This window comes from Shewanella sp. S1-58-MNA-CIBAN-0166, from assembly GCF_040310085.1.
GTDB lineage: Bacteria > Pseudomonadota > Gammaproteobacteria > Enterobacterales > Shewanellaceae > Shewanella.
This window is the reverse complement of the sequence record NZ_JBEOPN010000002.1, coordinates 152,621-178,216: the sequence shown is the minus strand read 5'-3', so window position 1 is coordinate 178,216 and position 25,596 is coordinate 152,621. Positions and strand designations below refer to the sequence as shown.

Annotated in this window: 21 protein-coding genes; 16 read left to right on the top strand and 5 right to left on the bottom strand. The window is 40.6% G+C overall.

All coding sequences use genetic code 11. The features are described from left to right. Positions 1–23: 23 nt before the first annotated feature. Both AAEY99_RS02370 and AAEY99_RS02365 read right to left on the bottom strand, forming a co-directional pair. Positions 24–1,337 (bottom strand): coproporphyrinogen III oxidase family protein, encoded by a 1,314-nt coding sequence (locus tag AAEY99_RS02370; protein ID WP_351008928.1) that lies wholly within the window; start codon positions 1,335–1,337, stop codon positions 24–26. Between the two features lie 419 nt (positions 1,338–1,756). Further along, positions 1,757–1,999 (bottom strand): YecH family metal-binding protein, encoded by a 243-nt coding sequence (locus AAEY99_RS02365; protein WP_351008925.1) that lies wholly within the window; start codon positions 1,997–1,999, stop codon positions 1,757–1,759. Positions 2,000–2,332: 333 nt separating this feature from the next. Between AAEY99_RS02365 and AAEY99_RS02360 the strand changes: the two genes are divergently transcribed. The 6 genes from AAEY99_RS02360 (at position 2,333) to AAEY99_RS02335 (ending at position 13,016) form a co-directional block, all read left to right on the top strand. Continuing rightward, positions 2,333–4,543 (top strand): YfaP family protein, encoded by a 2,211-nt coding sequence (locus AAEY99_RS02360; RefSeq protein ID WP_351008922.1) that lies wholly within the window; start codon positions 2,333–2,335, stop codon positions 4,541–4,543. Positions 4,544–4,778: 235 nt separating this feature from the next. After that, a complete protein-coding gene (trmY, locus tag AAEY99_RS02355) occupies positions 4,779–5,375 on the top strand; it encodes a tRNA (pseudouridine(54)-N(1))-methyltransferase TrmY (protein ID WP_162022952.1) in 597 nt (198 codons plus the stop codon). A gap of 223 nt (positions 5,376–5,598) precedes the next feature. Next, positions 5,599–7,692 (top strand): glycoside hydrolase family 97 protein, encoded by a 2,094-nt coding sequence (locus AAEY99_RS02350; RefSeq protein WP_351008920.1) that lies wholly within the window; start codon positions 5,599–5,601, stop codon positions 7,690–7,692. Between the two features lie 398 nt (positions 7,693–8,090). Next, positions 8,091–9,650 carry an MFS transporter gene (locus AAEY99_RS02345; protein ID WP_351008918.1) on the top strand — a complete coding sequence of 520 codons (1,560 nt, stop codon included), beginning with the start codon at positions 8,091–8,093 and terminating at the stop codon, positions 9,648–9,650. A 337-nt stretch (positions 9,651–9,987) separates the two neighbouring features. After that, positions 9,988–12,450, top strand: a complete 2,463-nt coding sequence (locus AAEY99_RS02340; protein ID WP_351008915.1) for a glucan 1,4-alpha-glucosidase — start codon at positions 9,988–9,990, stop codon at positions 12,448–12,450. A 170-nt stretch (positions 12,451–12,620) separates the two neighbouring features. Further along, positions 12,621–13,016, top strand: a complete 396-nt coding sequence (locus AAEY99_RS02335) for a DUF805 domain-containing protein (RefSeq protein ID WP_101087613.1) — start codon at positions 12,621–12,623, stop codon at positions 13,014–13,016. Positions 13,017–13,180: 164 nt separating this feature from the next. Here the strand turns inward: AAEY99_RS02335 and AAEY99_RS02330 are convergent, their stop codons facing one another. Then, on the bottom strand, positions 13,181–14,113 hold the full coding sequence (locus tag AAEY99_RS02330; protein ID WP_101087612.1) for a DUF808 domain-containing protein: 933 nt from the start codon (positions 14,111–14,113) through the stop codon (positions 13,181–13,183). Between the two features lie 217 nt (positions 14,114–14,330). Continuing rightward, the gene (locus tag AAEY99_RS02325; protein ID WP_351008913.1) at positions 14,331–15,368 is read right to left on the bottom strand and encodes a LacI family DNA-binding transcriptional regulator; all 1,038 of its coding nucleotides are present in this window, start codon (positions 15,366–15,368) and stop codon (positions 14,331–14,333) included. A gap of 261 nt (positions 15,369–15,629) precedes the next feature. Here AAEY99_RS02325 and AAEY99_RS02320 point away from each other — a divergent pair, with 261 nt between their 5' ends. Then, positions 15,630–16,154, top strand: coding sequence for a T6SS effector amidase Tae4 family protein (locus AAEY99_RS02320; RefSeq protein WP_350999136.1), 525 nt, complete (start codon positions 15,630–15,632; stop codon positions 16,152–16,154). Continuing rightward, entirely contained in the window at positions 16,151–16,558 is a 408-nt protein-coding gene (locus tag AAEY99_RS02315; RefSeq protein ID WP_350999138.1) for a hypothetical protein, read from the top strand. Before AAEY99_RS02320 ends, AAEY99_RS02315 begins: the two co-directional genes overlap by 4 nt. Positions 16,559–16,703: 145 nt before the next feature. Here AAEY99_RS02315 and AAEY99_RS02310 read toward each other — a convergent pair whose 3' ends face one another. Continuing rightward, positions 16,704–17,414, bottom strand: coding sequence for a DUF3334 family protein (locus AAEY99_RS02310; RefSeq protein ID WP_101087609.1), 711 nt, complete (start codon positions 17,412–17,414; stop codon positions 16,704–16,706). Between the two features lie 275 nt (positions 17,415–17,689). Between AAEY99_RS02310 and AAEY99_RS02305 the strand changes: the two genes are divergently transcribed. The 8 genes from AAEY99_RS02305 (at position 17,690) to AAEY99_RS02270 (ending at position 25,558) form a co-directional block, all read left to right on the top strand. Next, positions 17,690–19,306 (top strand): methyl-accepting chemotaxis protein, encoded by a 1,617-nt coding sequence (locus AAEY99_RS02305; protein ID WP_162024329.1) that lies wholly within the window; start codon positions 17,690–17,692, stop codon positions 19,304–19,306. A gap of 334 nt (positions 19,307–19,640) precedes the next feature. Continuing rightward, positions 19,641–19,898, top strand: a complete 258-nt coding sequence (locus AAEY99_RS02300; RefSeq protein ID WP_182743659.1) for an HPr family phosphocarrier protein — start codon at positions 19,641–19,643, stop codon at positions 19,896–19,898. Between the two features lie 12 nt (positions 19,899–19,910). Next, the gene (ptsP, locus tag AAEY99_RS02295; RefSeq protein WP_101087607.1) at positions 19,911–21,632 is read left to right on the top strand and encodes a phosphoenolpyruvate--protein phosphotransferase; all 1,722 of its coding nucleotides are present in this window, start codon (positions 19,911–19,913) and stop codon (positions 21,630–21,632) included. 81 nt (positions 21,633–21,713) lie between these two features. Further along, on the top strand, positions 21,714–22,223 hold the full coding sequence (gene crr / locus AAEY99_RS02290) for a PTS glucose transporter subunit IIA (RefSeq protein WP_101087606.1): 510 nt from the start codon (positions 21,714–21,716) through the stop codon (positions 22,221–22,223). A 275-nt stretch (positions 22,224–22,498) separates the two neighbouring features. Next, positions 22,499–22,840 (top strand): ArsC family reductase, encoded by a 342-nt coding sequence (locus AAEY99_RS02285; RefSeq protein WP_101087605.1) that lies wholly within the window; start codon positions 22,499–22,501, stop codon positions 22,838–22,840. After that, complete coding sequence (gene dapE, locus AAEY99_RS02280; protein ID WP_194956173.1) at positions 22,840–23,973, top strand: succinyl-diaminopimelate desuccinylase; 1,134 nt, start codon at positions 22,840–22,842, stop codon at positions 23,971–23,973. Before AAEY99_RS02285 ends, dapE begins: the two co-directional genes overlap by 1 nt. Then, a complete protein-coding gene (locus AAEY99_RS02275) occupies positions 23,964–24,674 on the top strand; it encodes a M15 family metallopeptidase (protein WP_351008909.1) in 711 nt (236 codons plus the stop codon). Before dapE ends, AAEY99_RS02275 begins: the two co-directional genes overlap by 10 nt. 35 nt (positions 24,675–24,709) lie before the next feature. Beyond that, positions 24,710–25,558: an alpha/beta fold hydrolase gene (locus AAEY99_RS02270; RefSeq protein WP_351008907.1), complete on the top strand. Its 849-nt coding sequence runs from the start codon at positions 24,710–24,712 to the stop codon at positions 25,556–25,558. The last annotated feature ends 38 nt before the right edge of the window (positions 25,559–25,596 follow it).

Genomic DNA, 25,596 nt, shown 5'->3' with positions numbered 1-25,596 from the left:
AACGTTTATCGATAACGCACAAACTAAATATTCGGCATCGTTTCAATTACGCTTAAGGGCAATCCACAGGCCTGTTCGCGTAAAAAATCCATTCCAGACAAAAAGCCTGAAAACATTTTTAGCGCTATAAACTGACCCTCAACCGTAGTGATATAATTATCACCCTGCTTATTCAGTGCTCCAGCTGAAATTAAAAAACTCATTTCTAACGGGAATGCGTGCCACAAAGACTTGCCGGTATAGGCTTTACATTGTCGATTATCCAGTAAGCCGCAGCCCATCATCATCATTAAATAATGCTGTGACAGTGCCTTGGTTTTTAATGGTTTGGTATAACAAGTGCCGCTATGTCCTGCTTTGATACGGTTAATGTAATCTGGGATATTAAAACTGGAAATTCTAAATTGCTCCCCAAAGCGACCAAATGCGCCTGAACCGACACCGAAGCAGTCTTCACCATCTAATACATATTTATGTTCAACTGGCTGACCAAAGTTACGGCTAAAGGTCCACGGAAACTCCATAATATAGTGTTCAGCTAACGCTTGTTTTACCGCTAAAAACTGTGGCCATAACGCTTCAGGCTCGCCAGCAAGGCAACCGGCTTTTTTGCGATTTTTACCAATGCCAATGGTTAACGGATAAGTGGTAATTTGATCTGGACGTAAACGAATGGTTTGAGCCAAGTCGTTTGCCACCGTCTGCGGTGTTTGCATGGTAAAGCCATACATCATATCGAGATTAACCGTAGGGATAATCTCGATAGCGCGGCTAACATACTCAGCTTGTTGTAAACCGCTGCCAAATTTTTCAAAACGACCAACCGCTTTTAAAATCTTATCGTCAAAGCTTTGTATTCCAATCGACATTCGGTCGACCAAACCGTTAAGCAAATGCGGCTGACCATTTTTAAAGTAAATAGGATCGCTTTCACAAGTGACTTCACGTACTGATGTTAATGACTTAATCAACTCTATTGTTTTGATCAGCTCATCTTCTAAAATAGTTGTGGTGCCACCGCCGATATACACCCGATTAAAACGAAATCCTTTGGCAAGCACTTGGCGGATTTCTTGTCTCAGCGCCTTAAAGTATTCTCGGGCTACTGGTTCATTAAATTTAATTTTATGAAACGAGCAATAACGGCACAAGGTATGACAAAAAGGAATGTGGATATAAAGCGTTTCAATCGGCTTGTCTGGCACAATCAGCTGTTGTAATTCATCAAGTGCTACAGCATCTTGCAGATTTAATGAATGTCTTATGGTTTGGCCCATAACCCAGTCAAGGCTGCTTGTGGCAATATTCAACTTTGAGGACGAAAAGAATGTGTTCATGAGTTGGCCTTAGTCTTAGATACTGCCAATGGCATGAGTGTTTAAATCAGCAGGATGGGCTTCAGCCAATCCTGAGTATCTGCGTAAGTGTGCTATTTAACAGCGATTATTTGTGTGATATTAGATTGCGTGATTAGATTGCGTAATTAGAAAATCTATATTTATATGTATAACCACACCTTTACCTTTATCTACACAATACGAGCCTTCCTATTGTTAAAGTTTGATGTTGATCACATATTGAAATTCAAAGGTTCAAAGGGGATTGTGTGCTTAATTGGTAAAATGGATTTATCCGAGCCAGAAATCAACACTGAAGAGTTAGTGAGTGAAATTGAAGAGTGTATGGTAAATTATATTTACATTAGGCTTATCTAGAACCCACTAGTGCTAAGCCACATATTGTCATCTTGATTAATTTAGTGATTACAAATTTTATCTGCTGCAGTGGTAATACCGCCGTCACTGGGAATAAACTTACCTTTGCCCTCTAAAAACTCAATCAGCATCTCAGCGTCCATCTCTGTTGCAGAGCAAGTATGATAACGACTATCTGCACCAAATGTAGTTTGCATCATCATTTTAAGCTCTTGTTTTGTTAACGCTGAGCCGTGGGTTAGCATCATTTGCATAACTTGATGGCCGTGAACAGATCCAGACATAGTATCTCCAATTAAAGATGTAATTTATTTGTACTTTATAACGTATTTTTTAATTATAAATACCGATCTCACACACAAGATTTGAAAAATATCTTTCTTGTTGCCTGTATTAAAATTGATGCTGCTAACAGAATTATATAGCCATATTTGGCTTGCTATTAACATTTAACCTATACAAAAGTGTGCGCTAATCGCCAATGCACATCACTTATGATTATTGATAAATCATTGTTTAATCGTCATTATCGCAACGAAATATGCAACTAAAGATCAACACCTTATGTTTAATATTTTAATGACTAGTTAACAATTATTAATTCATGGAGTAGGTAAATGGAATTAACAAACAAGTGGCGACTTTCTGTTGTTGCAACTGCACTTTCTTTTGTATTAACCGGATGTGGTTCATCTTCCGATGATGAAAATGAGGTGATTAAAAACATCGCACCGTTAATATCTTCTAGCGCTGTTGTCACTGCAATTGAAGATAGTGAATACCTGTATCAGCTAACCGTTACCGATCAAGACGATGCCAATGATGGTACGAATTTAACATTCAATTTAACCAATGCGCCAGATGGTATGGCCATTAACAATACAGGTCTGATTTCATGGACACCACTTGAAGGTGTATTAACGTCTGGGACAATCACGGTTACTGTGAGTGATGGTGGAGAAGACGAAGCGCAACCTGCTGTACAGAACTTTGAAGTCTCTGTAACGCCTGTAAACGATGCCCCGGTTGTGTCTTCTATCGTGGCGCAAAGTGTAGATTCAGGCTCGACATTTACCTACCAATTAGTCGTTTCTGATGTAGACGATTCTGACACTGAAAATGACATTAACTTTGAACTAATTACCGGACCAAATGGTTTATTGATTAGTCCTTCTGGCTTAATAACTTATACATCTTCCGTAAATGAAACAACATCAACCGATATTTCTGTACAAGTTACTGACGGTGGTGAAGATGGCGTTGCGCCAATTCAAGTTAGTTTCAATTTAAATGAAAAGTTTTTCTATACTATTTCTGGTACCACGATTAACTATTTTAATGGTGAAGTCATTCCAGAAAGTGTCGTGAATTTATCTAATGGTAACCTAGTTGTTAATACAGTAACGGCTGATGCTGAAGGCTTATTTTCAGCAAAAATCCAAGATACTCAATTGAGTGACAGATTGACTCTTGTGGCTGATGCGACAGATTATTCTGAAGCTGCATTGAGTATTTCAAGAAATGAACTAACCCAAGAACACAATTTACTATTACAACCTGTTCATGCATCAATTAGTTTTGATGCGACTCAAGTATCTGAGCTAGCTGTTGATGGTAATGTGCTTGTTACTTTACCTGAAAACAGCCTTGTTGATTTAAATGGTAACCTTGTATCTTCTGCCGTTGTAGCTGAACTAACCGTCATTAACCCGGCTATTGATATTGAAATGATGCCAGGTGATATGCTCACAACAAACGGTGCCAACGAAATTGTGCCAATAGAATCATTTGGTGCTATTACAGTTAGTTTTGTTGATAGTGCAGGTAACAAGCTACAACTCGCTCCAAACAAAGTCGCGCAAATTCATATACCTGTAGCAGGTACTACTCCCCCCTCAACGATACCGCTTTATTATTTCGACACCACGTCAGGTTTATGGATCGAAGAAGGTGAAGCGCAATTAGTTTCAGTCAACGGTGAATCATTTTATCAAGGTAATGTTAGTCATTTCACTACTTGGAATGCTGATATGATTTACGACACCATTATGGTAAATGGTTGTGTGGAAGATGAAGATGGTAATTTGTTAAATGGTGCTCGCGTTATTTCAGACGGACGTGATTACTTGGGGCGCTCACTCACATTCTCTATCGATGATGGCACATTTAGCATCCCAGTTAAGCGTCATTCTACCGTTTTACTTGGCGCCACTATCGGATTTCAAAGCCGAACATCTATTATTAACACGTTTGAACAGGACATCACCTTAGCAGAGTGTTTAGTGCTATCTGAAGCGTTAACTAAAATAACCTTGAACTGGGGTGAAGCACCAAGAGATTTAGACTCACATCTCTATATTACTGATACTGAAGGTAATGAAAGCCATGTGTATTATGCCAATTCAGAAGTCACCCTTAATGAAACCATCATCTATTTAGATGTTGATGATGTAACAAGTTATGGGCCTGAAGTGATTTCAATTCCTCAGTTTCCTGTCGAAGGTAGATACGATTACTACGTGAAAAATTTCTCTGGCTCACCTGACATTGACCCGGCTACAACACGTGTTGAATTTATATTTAATAATGAACAACGCATATTTAGCCCACCAACAGTTGGTATTACAGAGTGGTGGTATGTAGCCAAAATTGAAAAAGGTGCTGATGGTCAATTATTGTTCACCTCAATTAATGAATGGATAGATGAACCGCAATCAGTGACGCCGCAATCATCACAAGGAATACAATCGGTGGTTCCGATCAAACAAATTGAATCAATTGTTAAAGGCATGATTAGTAGTAAGTATTACGATAGCCAGACCAAGTAAATACTCCAGAGGGATTAAGCCACAAATTTAATCCCTTTTTTATCAATTATTCAATTAACTACATAGCCGTAACTAATAAATAACTTGAATCTGCGCTACTCATTTTTTCAGTCATTAATAGCGTTACAGCGGGCCTTTAAACTGTGATAATAGACATTATATTAGGCTTTAACTGATTGATTATTCGACTACGTTATCCGCTTCATGTTTAATTTACCTCTAATAGGATTTCCCCATGCGCGCTTTTGTAGTTCGAGCCAGAGCAGCTCCCGTTGATAGCCAACAATTTTTGGCAGGTATTGGTCAATCGGCCCACACTGAAATTTTAGCTCACACTTTGATGAATACCATTTTTGTCGCCCAATCACATCGCGACGATGTAGTGGTGTATTTAGTGTTAGAAAGCACCCTCGATTTTTCTCGCACCATCTGTTTCCGTTCAAGTGAGTTAGGTCATATTGGCGGCTTCCATGAGCAAAACTTAACCCATAAAATTGCTAAAGCTTTAACGACATCTAAAGGCATGGCGAAAGAACAGTTACGTGAAGTTGAAGCAGGTATCACAGTGCGCACTGTGAGTTTTGAAAAACTGGTGCAAGAGTTAGCGGAAGATTATCAGCTGTATATGTTAGAGAAAAAAGGCACCCCAGTACGTGATATCGAGTTTGCTGCTAACCCGTGTTTTTTACTGACCGATCATATTCCTATGCCTAAAAAGAGCTTTAACAGTCTTAAACGCCTGGGTACCCAGCACATAAACTTGGGGCCCAAAATGTTGTTTGCATCACAATGCGTGGTGTTAATACACAATGAATTGGACATGAGATTGTAAATTAATACGATTGCGTAAAGGATAAAGTGTTGGTGAACAATGTCTGAGTCAAGTAATCAACCCTGAGCCAATCATTGTTCGTGGGGTAATAAAATTGTTGCGTAATTTCACTTCAAGCACTTGCTTGGCACACTGAATACGTATGCAAATCTTTGCTGTATAAACGAAAAGCGTCATATATTACTTGTTCTAAAGATAAAATAATAATCAACAAGGACATACTATGGCGCGCGTTTTATTTAACGGTGCAAATCTGCTATCCACACAGTCACACTTTGCACTTAATGTTATCGCAGTAGCTTGTGCTGTCGCGCTAGCCACCATTCCCAGTATCGCTCAAGCTAAAACCATTAATGTCGCCTCGCCTGACAAGCACATCAACATCAGCTTGACCGATGATAATGGCCGTCCTGAATACCAAGTAAAATTTAATGACAATATTGTTATTAACCCAAGTAAATTAGGGTTGGTATTTCAACAGGTAGGTGAATTAGGTACTGATTTTAACATTAAACAGGTGACTAACAGCAGCGTAGACCAAACATGGCAGCAACCTTGGGGTGAACGTGAAAATATCCGCGATCATTACAACCGCGTGGTCGCCACTCTGAGTAACGGCAAAATTGACTTCGATATCGAATTTAAAGCATTTAATGACGGTATTGGCTTTCGTTACCTAGTGCCAAAACAAACCGGGTTGGCTAACACACCAAAACTCGATATTACCGATGAATTGACTGAATTTGCCATCCCAGATCCACAACACACAACCGCATGGTGGATCCCCGGGCGCGGCTGGAACCGCTACGAATATTTATACCGTACAACCTCACTTGATAAAATCGACAGAGCCCACACACCTATGACTTTTAGAACGGCTGATGGCGTGCATTTAAGCATCCATGAAGCCGCCCTCACCGATTATGCCGCAATGGTGCTTAATCAAGGGCGTGACGGTATTTTACGTGCTGATTTAACCCCCTGGTCAGATGGTATTCGAGTGAAGACTCAACCTGGCTTTTCAACACCTTGGCGTACGATTCAAATTGCTAAAGATGCCCCAGGTTTACTTAACTCAGATCTTATCCTTAATCTTAATGAACCCAATAAACTAGGTGATGTGTCTTGGGTGCAACCGGGTAAATACGTCGGCATTTGGTGGGGAATGCACCTCAATGAAAACACCTGGGGAAGCGGCCCTAAGCATGGTGCGACCACCAGCGAAACTAAGCGTTATATGGACTTTGCCGCCCAATATGGGTTTGATGGGGTATTGGTAGAAGGTTGGAATGAAGGCTGGGATGGTAGTTGGTTCGATAACGGCGATGTATTCAGCTTTACGAAGGCTTACCCTGATTTTAATATCGATGAGATTACACAATACGGTCACAATAAAAATGTCCGTTTAATTGGCCATCATGAAACCTCTGGTTCAGTCACTAATTACCGAAATCAAATGAGTGATGCTTATGATTTATATCAAAAACATGGCGTGACTCAAGTTAAAACCGGTTACGTAGCAGACGGTGGTGACATTAAGCGCGTTGATGAAAATGGTATAGTGCGCCATGAATGGCACGACGGCCAATTTATGGTTAACGAATATCTACATAGCGTTACCGAAGCCGCAAAACGTGGTATTAGCATTAATACTCACGAGCCGATTAAAGATACCGGTTTACGTCGTACTTACCCAAATTGGATAGCACGCGAAGGCGCTCGAGGCCAAGAGTTTAATGCATGGGGAAGCCCACCTAATACTCCAGAACATACAGCAATTCTACCTTATACCCGTATGCTGGCTGGGCCGATGGACTTCACCCCTGGGATCTTTAATTTAGCGCCTGAAGGTCTAGATGCGGTTAACCGCGTAAAAACCACACTCACAAAGCAATTAGCCTTGTATGTCGTGTTGTACAGCCCTATTCAAATGGCTGCAGACTTACCGCGTAACTATGTGCAACGTCTCGATGCCTTCCAGTTTATTGAAGATGTACCAACAGATTGGAGCGACAGTATCGCCCTTGCAGGTGAAGTTGGCGACTATGTTGCCTTTGCAAGAAAACAGCGCGGTGCTGAAGACTGGTACCTAGGCGCATTAACAGATGAAGATTCACGAAAATTGACGTTAAAATTAGACTTCCTCACGCAGGGGAAACGCTACCAAGCCCAAATTTATCGTGACGGTGATAAAGCGGATTGGCTAACAAACCCTTATGATTACGTGATTGAAACCAAAATCGTTACTGCAAAAGACGCGCTGACACTTAACCTCGCAGCCAGTGGGGGTACCGCGATTCGTTTTAAAGCTTTGTAACGCTAGAATGTTACATAAGTGTTCGCATTAGGTTGCTCACAAAGCATGAATACGTATGTAGTCAGTTGTACCAAGAACAAGCTCGAGGATACTATAAAACATGCTATTTCGTTTCTAATTGCAGGATGGAATTGTTTAGGTCGTTTCTGGTGTGTCTTCGGCCATGGAGACCATCAGCTTTAGAGTACCTTGATTAACTTTATCCACTGATTATTTGACGAAAGTCGCTAATGGATAAAGCGTAGGTTTTGGCGAATACCCGTCTTAGGGAGATGCGTATTCGCCATTTTTTTAACTATTAATATGTAACGTAGCCAACGTAATGGTTACCAACGAATTCGCCATAAGCAATAAAATTAAAAGAAGTAAGCACAACGACTTACCAAAAAGGATGTCACATGTCTGACAATAATTATAAAAACGTCACCCAACAACCGCAGCTTAATTTTTGGCAAATCTTCAATATGTGTTTTGGATTTTTGGGGATCCAATTTGGTTTCGCACTGCAAAACGCCAATGTCAGCCGTATCTTTCAAACTCTAGGAGCATCCATTGATGATATTCCCATTTTATGGATTGCCGCACCGCTCACGGGTCTCATCGTACAACCTATTATTGGTTATTTAAGTGATAACACTTGGAATGGATTAGGCCGTCGTCGCCCCTATTTTTTAATTGGCGCCATACTAACCACCTTGTCGCTATTTATCATGCCGCACTCACCTACGTTATGGATTGCGGCGGGTATGTTGTGGATTATGGATGCCTCAATCAATATCGCCATGGAACCGTTTCGTGCTTTTGTCGGCGATAATCTACCCAAAAACCAACGGACCCAAGGCTATGCAATGCAGAGCTTTTTCATTGGTATTGGTGCGGTGGTGGCATCTGCCTTGCCATATATTTTAACCAATGTATTTGATGTGGAAAATACCGCCCCAGCGGGCGAAATTGCCGACTCTGTACGCTATGCATTTTACTTTGGTGGCGCGGTACTAATGTTGGCCGTGGGTTGGACTATTATTTCAACCAAAGAATACTCTCCAAAGCAATTGGCTGAATTTCATCAACAAGACACTACTGATGCACAAGACACTAACGCCAATACGCGTACAGTCAAACAATATCAACATGGTGCCATTATATGGATGGCGATTGGCGCCATTTTCACTCTCGCAATTGTAAGCCTAGACCTAGATAAGCAACTTTATATTTTAAGTTTGGGTATTTTTACCTTCGGACCACTGCAACTTTACTGCTCGCGTAAGTTAGCCAAACTGTCAAACAATAACGCTGAATCGTCAGCAACACGCGACGGCTTAGGCATGACGTTTAATGTTGTCGATGATTTGTTTCATATGCCTAAAGCCATGCGTCAGCTAGCACTGGTACAGTTTTTTGCTTGGTTTGCGCTATTTGCAATGTGGATTTACACCACAGCGGCCGTTACTTCGTACCATTACGGCACCACTGATGTGGTATCACAAGCCTATAATGATGGTGCAGATTGGGTCGGTATCTTATTCGCGTCATATAACGGCTTTGCTGCAATTGCTGCGATTATTATTCCGTTTCTAGCCAAAGCCGTCGGCATTAAGCTCACCCATACCATCAACATGTTTATTGGCGGTGCGGGTCTCATCAGCTTTATGTTTATTGAAAACCCTAACCTGTTGTGGATACCGATGATTGGCGTTGGTTTTGCTTGGGCATCCATTCTATCGGTACCTTACGCCATGTTATCAGGTGTGTTACCCCCGAAAAAAATGGGCGTTTACATGGGGATTTTTAACTTCTTCATTGTGATCCCACAGCTGTTAGCGGCCAGTATTCTTGGCTTATTGCTTAAGGTATTTTTTGATGGACAACCTATTTACGCGTTAGTACTAGGCGGGATATTTATGATGTTGTCGGGCATTGCGGTGTTATTTGTCGATCAAGACAAGCAAACACAATAAGAATTACCAGTCTTTGTCACTGGTAACTAGGGTCTGTTGATCTTTGCAGGTTAAATTTTGTTCGAGATAAAAACGTTTTAATCGAGGCGAGCGGATTGCTGCCTAGCAATCTAAGCTACTTTTACTTAACGAAGAGTAACTCAACAAAGAGTAAAACGTTTTTAGCCGAACCTTTCGGGCAGCGTTTGTTGGTCATTTTTACTGCGTTATCGACTTTTTATGTAGAATAACTACACCACAAAGTCTCTGCCTTGTACAAATGACCAACAATTTGCTGCAAAAACAACCTTGAAAGATCAACAGGCCCTAAATTAAGATCATTATTTTGGGGAATTCCATGTTAAAACCACATTTACTCACGCATCACAGCATCATAGCGAAAGCTGTCACAACTAGTCTGATGGCACTAGCCTTAAGTGCATGCTCACCAGCTGATACTCAAGTAAACACACAAGCTCAGGTTATTAACGTCGCACCCGGTACGCCGGGCATAGAACCTACTTGGGCTTTCTCAGGAAAAACTGGTATAGGCACATCTTATGAGCCCTATGTTAACGGCCATTATCAAGACACAGCTGCAAACCCTGTCAGTAAAGTGTGGTTTTCGATAGCTCAAGGCGTATTAACCGAAACCATGTTTGGCCTTATTCACAATGCCCAGCTTAAAGAACTGCAATTTATTATCTCTGGCAATGGCTTTGTCGATACTGAAAAAGACCACACTATCAGCACTATTGAGTATTTAGATACCGATGATATGGGACGACCATTATCGCTGGCTTATAAAGTCATTAATAAAGATGTTGAAGGTAAATACCAAATAGAAAAACATATTTTTACCGATCCCGATAGAAATAGCTTGATGATGAAAGTCACCTTTACTGCTTTTGAGGCTGGCATTACGCCACACCTTTATGTCAATCCGCACATTGATAACAGTGGTTCAAATGACATTGCTAGTGTTGAAGGCCAATCGCTAGTGGCTTACACCAGCGACACTAATTCAACGGTAATGACCGTTAAAACAGATGTTGATTTTGTCGCTGCAAGCGCTGGGTTTGTCGGCACATCAGATGGTATTGTCGATTTACAAGATAACGGTAAACTTGACTCTCATTACCAAACCACTAGCGACACCAATCAAGGCGGCAACGTCGCCCTAACCGCACAATACCCCACCCTTACCAATGCTAATGACAGCCTAAGCTTTAATTTGGTTATTGGTTTTGGTAAAGACAAAGCAAGCAGCTTAGCCACCACTCAAGCGACATTAGATGCGGGTTATGACGCCGTTAAACAAGCGTATTTAGGCGACGATAAACATCTTGGCTGGAAAGATTACTTAGCCTCGCTTAAGCCATTAAGTGACATGAGTACCAACACTACAGATAACGGTAAATTACTCTATGCCAGCGCCTTAGTGTTAAAAGCTCAAGAAGATAAAACCCATGCTGGTGCATTAATCGCATCACTTTCAAATCCTTGGGGCGACACCGTTTCAGCTAAAGTCGGTAGCACAGGCTATAAAGCCGTATGGCCACGTGATTTTTACCAATGTGCAATGGCATTTTTAGCCATGGGCGATATTCAAACACCAAAAGTGGCTTTTGAATATTTAAAGCAGGTTCAAGTTCAACAACAAACACCTGGTTTTGCAGGTACTCCTGGATGGTTTTTACAGAAAACCCATGTCGATGGTGAAATTGAATGGGTTGGCGTGCAGTTAGATCAAACCGCTATGCCAATCATGCTCGGCTGGAAACTGTGGCAAGCAGGTGTGCTTAGCGATGCAGAAATAATCCAATGGTATAACGACATGCTTAAACCAGCCGCTGACTTTTTAGTTAAAGGCGGCAAAGTAAAACTGGATTGGAATGACACTGAAATTACCCCTCCTAGTACCCAACAAGAACGCTGGGAAGAGCAAGCAGGATTTTCTCCATCCACAACCGCAGCCGTTATTGCGGGTTTAGTGGCTGCCAGTGATATTGGAGCGCTAGCGAAAGATGAACAAGCACCTGAATATGCCGATTTAGCACGTAAGCTACAACGTCAGCTCGAAACAACGATGGTCACCACCACTGGCTTATTAGGTGAAACAGATGCCAAAGGTAAAGTTGCACCTTATTATGTGCGCATTAGCCCAAATGGTAACCCTAATAACACCGATAAGCTCATCGATAACAATGGTAAACCTGGTTTAGATCAGCGCATGATCCTCGATGGTGGTTTTTTAGAATTAGTCCGTTATGGTGTGGTTAACGCCCAAGACCCTGTTATTAAAAACAGCGTCATGCTAATAGACAACCAAGGTCTTGAAGATAACTTACGAGTTAAATACCTATTTACCGCCAAAGATGGCAGTAAAGTACCAGGATACCGCCGCTATGGTAACGATGGATATGGTGAAGACACTGTCACAGGTCTTAGCTACGCTGAAAAAGGCGACACCGAAAATCAACGAGGTCGAGTATGGCCTTTCTTTACCGGTGAACGCGGTCATTACGAATTAGCCTTAGCAAAAGCGAATGACACCTTAACCCCTGACACGAAGAAAGTATTAATCAATACCTATGTTCAAGGCATGGAAACCTTTGCTAACCAAGGGTTAATGTTGCCAGAGCAAGCTTGGGACGGCGTAGGCAACGCGACTCGTTATAATTACAAAATGGGCCAAGGTACCAACTCAGCAACACCGCTAGCGTGGACCCATGCTGAATACGTTAAATTGGTGCGTTCGATGACCGATGAAAAAGTATGGGACTTTTACCCTGTTGTACAACAAACACTCGCTAAATAGCACTGTATTAATCACAGTGTATTGATAGCACTGTATTAGCTTGTTCAATAAGCCGTTGTGACTCACAACGGCTTTATTTTTTGTGTGTATGTTGAATAAACCTTGTTAATTCAACACTATCTTGTTACAAATAAACCGGATTAATAAAAGTTAACGTTAAGGAACAACAAATGGATTGGTATGTAAAAGTATTGAAGCAGTATTTTGATTTTAGCGGCCGTGCACGTCGTAAAGAATACTGGATGTTTGGATTAATCAGTGCGGTGATCAGTATCGTACTGACGCTATTAGACATGGGTGTCGGTTTTTACAGCGACGTCTACGGTGCAGGGGTATTAAGCTCAATTTATTCACTCGCCATCATGATCCCAAGTATCGCAGTGAGTGTCCGTCGTTTACACGACACAGACCATTCTGGTTGGTGGTTATTATTGATATTTATTCCATTGCTTGGCATATTAATTTTATTGGTTGTGATGTGCTTTAACAGTAAAGATGACAACGAATATGGGCCAAATCCAAAAACAGTACCAAATCCAGACAGTCCCGATAATTTAACGGTTTAGTCCTAAGAGACTGATTAACATCGTCGTTATCGTCAATACCACGAAAAAAGCATAGTCATGAACTATGCTTTTTTCGTATGTTTTTACCCATCATTGCTTACCACAACAAATACTTGGATTAACTAACTTTTTGCTGGCATTAACTAGTTTTTTGCAGGCAATAACTAATCTTTTGCAGGCAGTAACTTGGTCACACCATTCATCAATAATACCGCCAAACCACCAGCAACAACACCAAATAGTGCATTCAACACGCTTGGGGTTAATAGCCCTAAAACGTCACCAACAACACTCACTTGGCTTACCAGCGTTTCTGCATGCACAATCCATTCAGACACCACATGAATTCCGTGAGTTAAAATACCGCCACCGACCATAAACATGGCAATAGTGCCGACAAATGTCAGGACCTTCATTAAGTAAGGGGCAGCAGATACTAATCCTAAACCCAATTTATGCCCTATTCCACTTGGCTTACGCTGAGCCAGAAACAAACCAAGATCATCGATTTTAACAATCCCTGCTACTAAACCGTATACCCCTACCGTAATCACAATGGCAATCACACATAAGGTTAAAAATTGCCCCATTAGATCCATGTGTGCAGCCACACCTAAACTAATAGCGATGATCTCAGCCGATAAGACAAAATCGGTACGAATAGCCCCTTTTATTTTTTCTTTTTCGAATGCGGCTAAATCTTCGATATCCGCTTTTGCTTTGGCGACTACCGCATCGTCATCAATCACAGGAGCACGCTTATGTGTTAGTGAATGATAGACTTTTTCAAAGCCCTCATAACATAAAAACAAACCACCAAACATTAATAAAGGCGTTATAGCCCATGGAATAAATGCGCTGATCAGCATGGCCATCGGCACTAAAATCACTTTATTTTTAAATGATCCCATCGCCACCGCAAATACCACAGGCAGTTCACGATCAGAAGCAACACCCGACACTTGTTGTGCATTTAAGGCTAAATCATCACCCAGAACGCCCGCAGTTTTGCGTGCAGCCACTTTACTCATTGCCGCCACATCATCCAGAATAGTCGCAATATCATCTAATAGGGTTAATAAACTGGCACCGGCCATAAAAAACTTATCCTTTAAAAAACAATTGAATAGCAGGAATTACACACATATTTGAAAGCGATTTAATGATATGAGCACGTAAGTTGTTACTGTAAAATAAGTGTTCTTAACTCAGAGCATTAGTTTGCCAAGCTTCTGTAAATAAACAAAAATAGCACTACATAAAGTATTCAATGCACTTAATATCAATTAGATAATTATCTAATTATCTAATTATCTAATTATCTTCAACATTTGCACCACATGAACTACGCACCACTAAATGGGTCTTGATTAATCGCTGGCTAACTTCTTGACCACGGATTAACTTCAACACACTTTCGACAAGTATTTCACCTGCGAACTGAGTATCTTGCTTTATGGTTGTTAACGCCGGATTGGCAAAACTGGCCACTGGAATATCATCGTATCCCACTACAGCAACTTGATCTGGCACTACAACACCGCGCTTTTTCAATGCACGAATCGCCCCTATCGCAATAAGATCACTCGCAGTAAAAATAGCATCAAATGTCACGCCGCTATCTAATAATACGTTGGCGGCATTATAGCCAGAGGCTTCGGTATTAATAGCGTCATGCTGTAACTGTTTGTCGGCTTCGATACCGGTAGATTTTAAAGCATCAACATGACCTAAATACCTGTCGCGAAATTCAGGGCTGCGACTTGACGAGTCACCTAAAAACGCAATGTGTTTATGCCCTAACCCGAGCAAATGCTCCGTGGCCACAAAACCACCTTGATGATTATCGCAACCAATAGACAACACCGCTTTATTGTTATGCTCAGCTCCCCAGATAACAAAGTGAGTATTTTTTTCGATAAGCTTATCAAGTTTATGGGCATAATCCATATAATCGCCATAACCTAATAAAATAATACCATCGGCTTTATTGCTGTCTTCATAATCTGCATGCCAATCCGTTGAAAGCTGCTGAAATGACACCAATAAATCATAACCTTGACGGGCGGTTGCTCGAGTAATCGAACCCAGCATAGAGAGAAAAAATGGGTTGATCATCGACTCATCGTTAGTAGGATCTTCACAAATTAGCAATGCTAACGTATGGCTATTTTGCATGCGTAAGTTACTGGCATTTTTATCGACTTTATAATTGAGTTCTTTTGCAATGGCTTGAATACGCTGCCGCGTTTCTAAATTTACCAACGGACTGTTTCTTAACGCGCGAGACACAGTCGATTGCGACACGCCTGCACGGTAAGCTATATCAATAGAAGTCGCTTTAGATGTCATTTCTCTGCATCGCCTTTAGTTAATGGGTGAAGGTTTGAAACTGAAAGTACCTGCATATACCTTTAATAATGATTTAAAAAAATAGTTAGCCTCTACTATTATGAAATTTATAAATATTGTAGTTTATTCGCTTAAAATATTTATTCATACCTCTATCATTTCATAGTAATGAGCCTACTTAGGCTAGCTGAATACGTAAATGGGGGTAGTTAACTTCATCATTTTCATTGCTTTTAAGCACCTATAATCACATGTTAAGTTATGTTATCAGTAATTACTATGGGTAATTTTTTTAACCTTAAGAAGGTGGTATTGTTAATTATTCATTTAATAAGACTGAGTAACAGTCTTATTCAATTTAATAAATTATGGGTTAACCATCCTTATCCCAGCAACCCTTGCGACAAAACATTATTCGCTAATCAATGTGCTATCCGTATGGGTGTGTCATTAGTGGTGTCTGTAATCGACATTTCATCTTTTGATAAAATGTATCCTCAACGTCGCTGTTATCCTAGTTTAAAACATACACCAAGGCATATCCTTGCTGCACAAGAACTTGCAAATTGGATTGACTCTGCAAACTGTAGATTTTTTGGTAACAAACAAGTCCTTAAAAACGATGCTCTATCTGTTTTAAAAGATAAAAAAGGCATTGTTTTTATAATGAATGGTTTGGGAAATACTGATCATATTGATTTATGGGATGGTGAATATTTAAAGGCTGGAGATCCTGATTGGCTTAATTTAGGAGAGCAAATATGGTTCTGGGAAATGTCAGCATGATTCGACCATTTGGTTTACTCGGATCATTATTGTTAATGTCATGTGCTAACGCTCATGTCAGTTTGAACGATGATTCAGGGCAATGCGTTTTCGATAAAGATACTCAACGTATTGCATTACAACTAAAAACACCATGTTCTCTCGTAAAGGTTAATGACGATGGGCGTTATTTTTATCAATACAATAATGTGAAAGTTTATATTGTTGCTGGTGCGCCTGCAGCTTTAGATGAACTCAAAAGATGGCAAGTGAAAGCGATTGATAAATGCTCATTACAATCACAAGCAGTGTTTATCACTGATGGCAAGATGACTGTTTCAACTGTAAGAGATAAAGGGTTAACGTGTCCAACAATTGGCCTAGATGAAAAGGTCTACCGTCACTTCTTAAATAATAAACAATAAATTTTTTTGGTGATAAGATTCTAACGCTATAAGTTGAATGTCTTTAAAGAACTTCAATAAAGAAATTAACAACCAAGATGGCCTAAATCGAGAGAAACAACCAAGATGAATTGCTTATTTGGTTATTTCTCTCAATCTACATTACTTATAATCCAAGTTCACTAAGCAAGTCATCTGCGTCATCGACAACAATGCCTTTAATATTGGGATCATTTAATACATCTTTTGATTTTACAGTGCTGACTTGCGCTGTTTTACCATGAGTTTCAATTAACGAGTCCAAATCAAACTCTTCGTCCATTTCAAAGTCTGCTGAGCGAATAAACTCGGTTTTATCCATGGCGAATTCAAGATAAAAAATATGATTATTTTCAGTCTTAAATGACACTCGTCTGGCAACTGCATTATCGAGGTTTGTATCGATAGAAATAGTTAACTCTTTATTAATAACCAACATTTTAGGTTGGCTTTGGCTAATTGATGTTTGCAATTCTTTCGATATTTTACCAATAAAATCACCCAAAATTTGGTTCATTAATTCGCCCATAACATTACTGACATCATCAGAAGTATGTGAAAACGCGAGTTCTGTTTCAGGCATGCCCATGTTGATCATATAGCGGCGATAAATTTCAATAGCCGCGGCAGCTGAAAAATTGATAACAACTAGACCTGAAAAGCCGCCGTCGAAAATGGAAAAACACGCCAAATCAGGCTTTAAACGGGTACGAGAAATACTTTGAACCATCCCAGCATGACTAATATGGCTCGCACTAGTGCTAGACAGAACATGAGAAACAGAATGACAAAGTTTAAGTAAAATGTCGTCATTTTTGACTGTAGAAGATGAATTCATAACGTAGGTACCTTATCCATTAATTAAGCTAATCTTGCGGGTAAATCAAAAAAAAATCAAAATTAAAACAATCGATTAGCATGTTAATTAACCAATCAAACTTAATGGTACACTAATCATTTGATAATCAATAATTTTTTACAAATAAACACATTCAATTAACAAATGTAAAAATCAGCTGTTTGCTCACAAAAACAATCTTTCAAGCTTATGTTTTTTCATATTTTCATTATAATCGCACAACTTTGTATGGATTGTTTGAATTAGGACTGATGATGATTGGATTATTAAGACGCTTAACCATTTTAAAGCGCTTATTCATTATGTTAGCTTTAGCTGCTGTAGGCACTGTGGTTTTCGGTTCTTTTTCAATTAAAGAACAATATAATCATTTAATTGAGGAAAAATATAAGCAGATAAGTGGACAAGTCAGCCAATTAAGTAGCACTCTTGATGCGTTTAAATTGGCTAAGCCGGACGCTACGGTTGAAATATTAAGCCAATTTGCCAGTCAAATTGAGGTTAATGATCATCAAGCTTTTATCATTGTTGATAACCAAGACCGCATTATTGTTAATCCGCTTAATCAAAACTCTATCGGTAAACCACTTGCCAATTTAGCAACATTCAACGGTTCTAATTCATATCAACAATTGATCGCTAACGCCAAAAAAAACAACATCGCACAAAATGAACTTGCTATTGTCGACCAACAAAATCAGCCTCAAACAGTATTAGTCGCAGCGCAGTATTATTCAGCCCTTGATTGGACCTTAATCACTCAAGCTAACGTCAACGATGTTAATGAAAGCATGACGGGTATCATTATTGATTATTTTATTATCATGATGATTATTTCAGTGCCTATTTTTGCATTCTTTTTATTGTTGAATCATTCCATTACCCAACCTCTTAACGTCACTATCGATGCGATGGAACAGATAGCCAAAGGTGAAGGTGACTTGACCCAGCGTTTGTCGACTGAAGGTAACGACGAAGTGGCTAAATTGGCTGATGCATTCAATCAATTTGTGATTAAAATTGCCAATATGGTGGCTAATTTGCAACCGCTCGGGCATACCTTAAATGATGAAGCCATACATTTATTAGACACCGTAAAGTCATCTAATCAAAGCGCGAATCAAGTGCATAGTGAAACCCAAAGTGTCGCCGCGGCTATCAACCAGATGTTATCGACTAGCCAAGAAATGGCACGAAATACACAAGATGCAGCTGACGGTGCCGCTAATGTAAAACATCAAGCGGAACAGAATCAAAAATTGATGCAACAAACCGTTGAACAAACACAAAGTTTAGTCCATGAATTACATCAAGCTGAAACAGTGTCACTAACACTGAGTCATTCATCCGCTGAGATTGGCAGTATTCTTGATGTTATTGGCAGTATTGCAGATCAAACTAACCTGCTTGCGCTCAATGCCGCCATTGAAGCAGCACGAGCCGGTGAACATGGTCGAGGCTTTGCTGTAGTGGCAGATGAAGTACGAGCACTCGCGAATAGAACTCAGTCATCGACTAATGAAATCAATAAAATTATTAGTCAGATCCAAACGGGTATTCAATCGGTTATCGACAGCATTACTCATACCCAACGGGAGTCTGCTCAGTTACAGTCAAAAGCCGTTCAGTCAAGCGATGCAATTATCGAAATTCTAGCACTCATCGATAATATTAGTGGCATGACAGCACAACTTGCTAGTGCCACTGAAGAACAAGCATTGGTTACCGAAGACATCAATGTCAACGTCAATACCATTTCTGAACTCACCGAACAGTCGTTAACCGCTAACGAAACCCACAGCCAGGCAGCGCAATCGTTGCAAGCCATTAGTGTTGATATGAGCAAAACACTAGGGCAATTTAAAATATAATTAATAAAACGATTTATTAACTAAGGCTTGTCAGGCGGAGCATTGCAAATGTCAGCCCCAAAAGCCTTAGTTTTTTACCTGCTAAACCCTCTCATTCTTAGCACTGCCATTATTGGCTTATATCCCTGATGATTACATCGCCGATCATTTCGAGTCGAACATCACTTTTAGCCCTTCTGACTTTAGGGTATATTGTCTCCATCAGATTAAAAACTTGGGTTCTACAAGCATTTTTCAACCAAATGGCTAGTGAGTACTTTCGACTAGCTTATTGAAATATTGATACTTAATCCGATGAGTATTTAGTTGTCATTCATTACAGAGTATGTTGTTTATGTATCATAAAACGGTCACCATTGTTGCTCCTCACGGTATTCACACCCGTCCAGCGGCATTACTGGTAAAAGAGGCAAAAGAGTTTGATTGCGACATTATGGTCGAATGTAATGGAAAACAAGCCAGTGCGAAAAGTTTATTTAAGTTGCAAACATTAGGCCTTTACCAAGGCATGTCTGTGACGGTGTTAGCGTCAGGTGAACACGGCCAAGCAGCCGTTGACAAAATAGCCTCAATGCTGATTACGCTTAGTTAATAGGACAACGTTATGTCAATCAATGGAATCGTTGTATCTGCAGGTATCGCTTTTGGTAAAGCATTGACTATTACCACCCAACTGCCACCACTCGATTTTAAACTGCTTTCTATTGAACAAATTGACCAGCAACAGCAACAGTTAACCCAGGCAATTCATCACTTGATTGCACATTTACAACACTGCCAACATCACCTGTGCCCAGATTGTGATAATTTCCAACTGATTGATAGCGATATTATGTTGCTTGAAGATGAGGAGCTGCAGCAGCAACTACATCAACATATTGAGCAATTTAGAGTCTGCGCAGCTGTCGCAGTTGATCGTATTTTTAATCAACATGCTGCAGAAATGTTGTCATTAGACGACCCTTATTTGGCCAATCGTAGCGGTGATATAATTTGTTTGGCTAAACGCCTCACCAGTGCTTTGCATGGCCATTTGCAATGGGATTTATCAACACTCACTGAAGACACTATTTTACTCGCAGATGACTTAACCCCTGCTGAATTTGCCATATTGCCATTAACCCACATTACTGGACTTATTCTCGAATCAGGAGGCCTAACAAGCCATACTGCCATTTTGGCTCGGGCAGCAGGAATTCCTGCATTACTCAATTATCAGTTTTCACAATCTGAAGACCCTATTACAGATGGCTCGCAGCTTATTTTAGATGGTATGTCTGGTGAGTTACATATCGCCCCATCACCTGAACTTTTCGACCAATTAAAGCAAAAACAACAACAAGAGTTACTGCGTCGCCAAGCGTTAATGATTTATAAAGATAAGCCCAGTCAAACCAATGATGGTCATCTGGTCACTTTGCTGGCCAATGTGGGTAATCTGAGTGAAATATCTCATACAGCCGAAGTCGGAGCACAAGGCATTGGCTTGTTTCGTACTGAATTTTTATTGATGAATGCCAAAGCGCTACCTAATGAGCAGCAACAATATAAACTCTATTGTGACGCCCTTCATAGCTTACAAGGTGACGTACTGACCATTCGAACATTTGATATCGGCGCAGATAAAGAGATCCCTTGTTTGCCGCAAAGCAACGAAGATAATCCAGCTCTTGGCATTCGTGGTATTCGCTATAGTTTGGCGCACCCAGAGACCTTTATCACCCAAGTAAAAGCGATACTTCGGGCGGCGAATCATGGCCAGGTTCGATTAATGTTTCCGATGGTAAGCCAGGTTGAAGAACTTGACGCCGCATTTTTATTAATTGAACGTGCCAAAGCAGAATTAATTGAACAAGAAAAAGGTTTTGGTACCCTGAGTTACGGCATTGTGGTTGAAACCCCAGCAGCGGTACTGAACCTACCCAGCATGCTGCCACTGCTCGATTTTGTCAGTATCGGCACCAATGATTTAACTCAATATACTTTAGCGGCCGATAGAACTAATCCGCATTTAGCCAAACAATATCCACCTTTATCACCTGCTGTTATCCAATTAATTTCCATCACCATAAACCACTGTAAACAGGCAAACGTTAAAGTCTCTTTATGTGGTGAACTTGGCAGCGATCCATACGTCTTACCTTTGTTAGTCGGACTTGGGCTTGATGAGTTGAGTATCAACCCGGCTAATTTATTAGACGTAAAAGTGGCATTGATTAAAGGTAATTACACAAAATTTGTCCGCCATGCACAACACATTGCTTTGTTAACTCGAATTACTGAAATTCGTAAAGCCATTAACGCTTTTGCACATGATTGCGATTAATCACACGAATAAAGTTGGTAAAGTTGACAGAGCCGTTTACAATTAAGCGCATAAAAATATTAATAAAAGGGGCTTGTTCTTATGGGATTTTTAAGCCGCATTAGACGACTTATTTCCGGCCAACCACCATTAACGGGTGGTATTGCCATTTATGCACCTGTATCGGGTGATATTGTTGCAATTGAAAAAGTACCCGACGTGGTATTTGCTGAAAAAATTGTTGGTGATGGGATTGCTATCGACCCTAAAGGCGAATTTATTGTTGCCCCGATTGATGGCACTATAGGTAAAATTTTTGAAACCAACCACGCATTTAGTATTGAGTCTCCACAAGGGCTTGAGCTGTTTGTGCATTTTGGGGTTGGTACCGTTGAACTTAGAGGCAATGGTTTTAAGCGTTTAGCCGAGGAAGGTCAGCAAGTTAAAGCCGGTGAACCGATTTTGTCTTTCGATTTAGCTTACTTACGCGGAAAAGTTGATAGTTTGCTCACTCCGGTAGTGCTGGCCAATATGGAAGACGTTAAACAATTAGATAAGGCCCAAGGCAGCGTTATTGCGGGTAAAGATATTATTTTTACGGTGCAAATGTAACATCAAATTGGTTCGATTTATTTAATACCTCTACTCAATCGTGTCGTAAACTATTACGCCACGATAATATGCAACCTTCAGCTTAAGTGAGCGTAGGTTGCATATTATGAAATCTTTTCAAAACACCGTCTTCGGCTTGTCCAAGCCGCTTCACAATGCCACAATGTTGTTAAATGCATTCAATGATATCAGTGTTACATAAGGCACTTTTTCAGGCTTATCTATAGAGCCAAGCCTCTACATGACAACCCTACCGACATTAATGGAGTATTCTTTTGACTTTATACGGCATAAAAAATTGCGATACCGTTCGTAAAGCACGCAAATGGCTTGAAGCCGAAAAAATTGATTACACGTTTCACGACTTCCGTGAAGATGGCCTAAATGAAGCCATGGTTACGCAGTGGGCTGATGTTGTAGGTTGGGAAACCTTGTTTAACAAACGTAGCACCAGTTTTCGTGGTTTATCTGATGCAGATAAAACGGATATCACTCAAGACAAAGCCATTGCCTTAATGGTGCAACATCCAACATTAATTAAGCGCCCTGTTCTCGTCAATAACGATAAATTACTGGTTGGTTTTAACCTAGCTCAATACCAAGCGTGGTTCGCATGATGAATAATGATGTAGTTGAATTAGCAAAAGATCTGATTTCACGTCCATCGGTAACACCATTGGATGAAGGTTGCCAAACCTTAATGGCCAATCGCCTTGCCGCCATTGGTTTTAACATTGAACCAATGGTTTTTGAAGACACCACCAATATGTGGGCAAGAAGAGGGAACAGTGATCCGGTTTTCTGCTTTGCAGGTCATACCGATGTGGTGCCTACTGGTGATCTTAACCGTTGGCATACTCCTCCGTTTGAACCGACCATCATTGATAACTATTTACATGGTCGCGGTGCAGCAGACATGAAAGGATCGTTAGCCGCGATGATTATCGCGACTGAACGTTTTGTTGCTAAGCATCCAGACCACAACGGCTCTATTGCTTATTTAATTACCAGTGACGAAGAAGGTCCTTTTATTAACGGTACCACTCGGGTTATTGATACGCTCGAAGCTCGTAATGAAAAAATGACATGGGCGCTAGTTGGCGAACCTTCATCAACGCATAAATTGGGTGATGTCGTCAAAAATGGTCGTCGAGGCAGCTTAACGGGCAACTTAACCGTTAACGGAATTCAAGGCCATGTTGCCTATCCACATTTAGCCGACAACCCTATTCATAACGCGGTTCCAGCACTAACTGAACTCGCACAAATGCATTGGGATAACGGTAATGAGTTTTTCCCACCGACCAGTTTCCAAATTGCTAATATAAATGGCGGTACAGGGGCATCGAATGTTATCCCCGGTGAATTAACCGTGATGTTTAATTTCCGTTACTCAACCGAAGTGACCGCAGAAGAATTGATCCAACGGGTGGTAAGTATTCTTGATGCTCATGGCTTAGATTATGATATCAACTGGATATTTAATGGTTTACCGTTCTTAACGGGTGACGGTCCACTGCTTGATGCCACACGGGAAGCGATTCGCGAAGTTACAGGTTATGAAACCGACCCACAAACTTCAGGTGGTACCTCAGATGGTCGCTTTATCGCACCAACTGGCGCACAAGTGTTGGAGTTAGGCCCAGTCAACGCGACAATTCATAAAGTGAATGAATGTGTCAACGTGGCCGACTTAGAAATATTAGCTAATTGCTATGAACGCATTTTGGAAAAGCTATTGTGCAAATAAGCTCACTGCTTTGTTCGATTGATATCCCTAACGAGCAAGCTAAACTATACGGTTTAGACGATCGTCATTTAGTTTCAGTAGGACAGTTTTTGCTTGAACAACGCACTGCAACTGCATTTCAGCAGTTGCAGAACGCGGCATCTGCTGCGGGGTTTAATGTACAAATATGTTCTGCATATAGACCATTTGATCGTCAATTGAGTATTTGGAACGCCAAAGCCACAGATCAGCGACCATTACTCGACCAAGACTCAAATCCAGTTGAGTTTACGTCACTCACGCCCCAACAGCTGATTGATACCATTTTGATATGGTCTGCACTCCCTGGCGCATCTCGGCATCATTGGGGTACCGATTTCGATATATATGATGCGAATAACATTAGCAAACAAGCACTGCAGTTAATCACTTCAGAATATACCGCCGATGGCCCTTGTGCTCCTCTACATCAATGGCTTATCTCGCATGCTGCTGAGTTTGGATTTTATTTCCCCTATCAACCTGATTTAAGTGGCGTTAGTCCTGAGCCATGGCACATGAGCTATTTTCCTGTCGCTAATGAGTTGTTGGAGCAATTTAGCGCAGATGAATTTGCAAAAGTGTTGTCTGCGGCAGAAATATCGTTAAAATCACCCTTAATTGAACGGCTAACAGAGTTAGTTAATCATTATGTTTTCTTTGTTGCGCCCTCTCCGGCTTAATGTTTGCGCGCATTTCCTCTTTGAATGAGTTTGTTATGTCCACTTTACTGCATCACATAGAAATTGATAATCAACCACTGTATTACTTAGATGAAGGACATGGACCTGTTGTTCTTTTTTGTCATGGCTTACTCACCAATAGCACTATGTGGCGATCGCAAATTGACCAACTGTCATCACAGTATCGATGTATTGCCATCGACTTTTGGGGCCATGGTCAAACAACCACTATCCCAGAATCTGTTGAAAATTTACAAGATGTGGCCCAAAACGTATTAACGTTAATGGATAAGCTTGAAATCAACTCTGCCGCCATCGTAGGTCATGGTAGTGGCGGTGCAATTGCGGCAGAGCTTATATTACATGCACCGGCTCGCATTAATGGCTTGGTGATGTTAAACAGTTTTGTGGGATTTGAACCGCAAGTTAATTGCGTTAAATACCAAGGGTTAATGGCTCAAGTTGCCAACGACCAAGCTATATCAGCAGACCTTGCACAAACCATTAGCACATTATATTTTAGTAAAGAGATTGAGCAATTGGTCAACCAAGACCCCAATCTAGCTAATATTGTTGCACAATTTAGCGCTGAATTAACGTCTTACTCTGGCGCCCAACTTACTGCGTTACTTAAATTTGCCAATATGGCCATATTCAAACGTGACACACTCGAATCGGTTGAGTTATTAACATTACCGACTTTGGTGGCCGTAGGATTAAGTGGTTATTTGCGTACCGCACTGGAAAGTTATTTAATGCATGACTGTATTGATGGCAGTCAATTATTGCACATTGAACAAGCTGGTCACTTAGCTAACATCGAAAAACCAGCCATTTTTAATCAGCATCTTGTTGATTTTTTGAGTAAAGTTAATTTTAATTAATCACCTCAATGGATAGACCAGATCCGTCGGCATTGCTG

Bases quoted from the DNA above. Each gene is read 5' to 3' on its own strand.
- AAEY99_RS02370 (WP_351008928.1), bottom strand. From the start codon at position 1,337: ATGAACACATTCTTTTCGTCCTCAAAGTTGAATATTGCCACAAGCAGC.
- AAEY99_RS02365 (WP_351008925.1), bottom strand. From the start codon at position 1,999: ATGTCTGGATCTGTTCACGGCCATCAAGTTATGCAAATGATGCTAACC.
- AAEY99_RS02360 (WP_351008922.1), top strand. From the start codon at position 2,333: ATGGAATTAACAAACAAGTGGCGACTTTCTGTTGTTGCAACTGCACTT.
- trmY (WP_162022952.1), top strand. From the start codon at position 4,779: ATGCGCGCTTTTGTAGTTCGAGCCAGAGCAGCTCCCGTTGATAGCCAA.
- AAEY99_RS02350 (WP_351008920.1), top strand. From the start codon at position 5,599: ATGGCGCGCGTTTTATTTAACGGTGCAAATCTGCTATCCACACAGTCA.
- AAEY99_RS02345 (WP_351008918.1), top strand. From the start codon at position 8,091: ATGTCTGACAATAATTATAAAAACGTCACCCAACAACCGCAGCTTAAT.
- AAEY99_RS02340 (WP_351008915.1), top strand. From the start codon at position 9,988: ATGTTAAAACCACATTTACTCACGCATCACAGCATCATAGCGAAAGCT.
- AAEY99_RS02335 (WP_101087613.1), top strand. From the start codon at position 12,621: ATGGATTGGTATGTAAAAGTATTGAAGCAGTATTTTGATTTTAGCGGC.
- AAEY99_RS02330 (WP_101087612.1), bottom strand. From the start codon at position 14,113: ATGGCCGGTGCCAGTTTATTAACCCTATTAGATGATATTGCGACTATT.
- AAEY99_RS02325 (WP_351008913.1), bottom strand. From the start codon at position 15,368: ATGACATCTAAAGCGACTTCTATTGATATAGCTTACCGTGCAGGCGTG.
- AAEY99_RS02320 (WP_350999136.1), top strand. From the start codon at position 15,630: ATGTTATCAGTAATTACTATGGGTAATTTTTTTAACCTTAAGAAGGTG.
- AAEY99_RS02315 (WP_350999138.1), top strand. From the start codon at position 16,151: ATGATTCGACCATTTGGTTTACTCGGATCATTATTGTTAATGTCATGT.
- AAEY99_RS02310 (WP_101087609.1), bottom strand. From the start codon at position 17,414: ATGAATTCATCTTCTACAGTCAAAAATGACGACATTTTACTTAAACTT.
- AAEY99_RS02305 (WP_162024329.1), top strand. From the start codon at position 17,690: ATGATTGGATTATTAAGACGCTTAACCATTTTAAAGCGCTTATTCATT.
- AAEY99_RS02300 (WP_182743659.1), top strand. From the start codon at position 19,641: ATGTATCATAAAACGGTCACCATTGTTGCTCCTCACGGTATTCACACC.
- ptsP (WP_101087607.1), top strand. From the start codon at position 19,911: ATGTCAATCAATGGAATCGTTGTATCTGCAGGTATCGCTTTTGGTAAA.
- crr (WP_101087606.1), top strand. From the start codon at position 21,714: ATGGGATTTTTAAGCCGCATTAGACGACTTATTTCCGGCCAACCACCA.
- dapE (WP_194956173.1), top strand. From the start codon at position 22,840: ATGAATAATGATGTAGTTGAATTAGCAAAAGATCTGATTTCACGTCCA.
- AAEY99_RS02270 (WP_351008907.1), top strand. From the start codon at position 24,710: ATGTCCACTTTACTGCATCACATAGAAATTGATAATCAACCACTGTAT.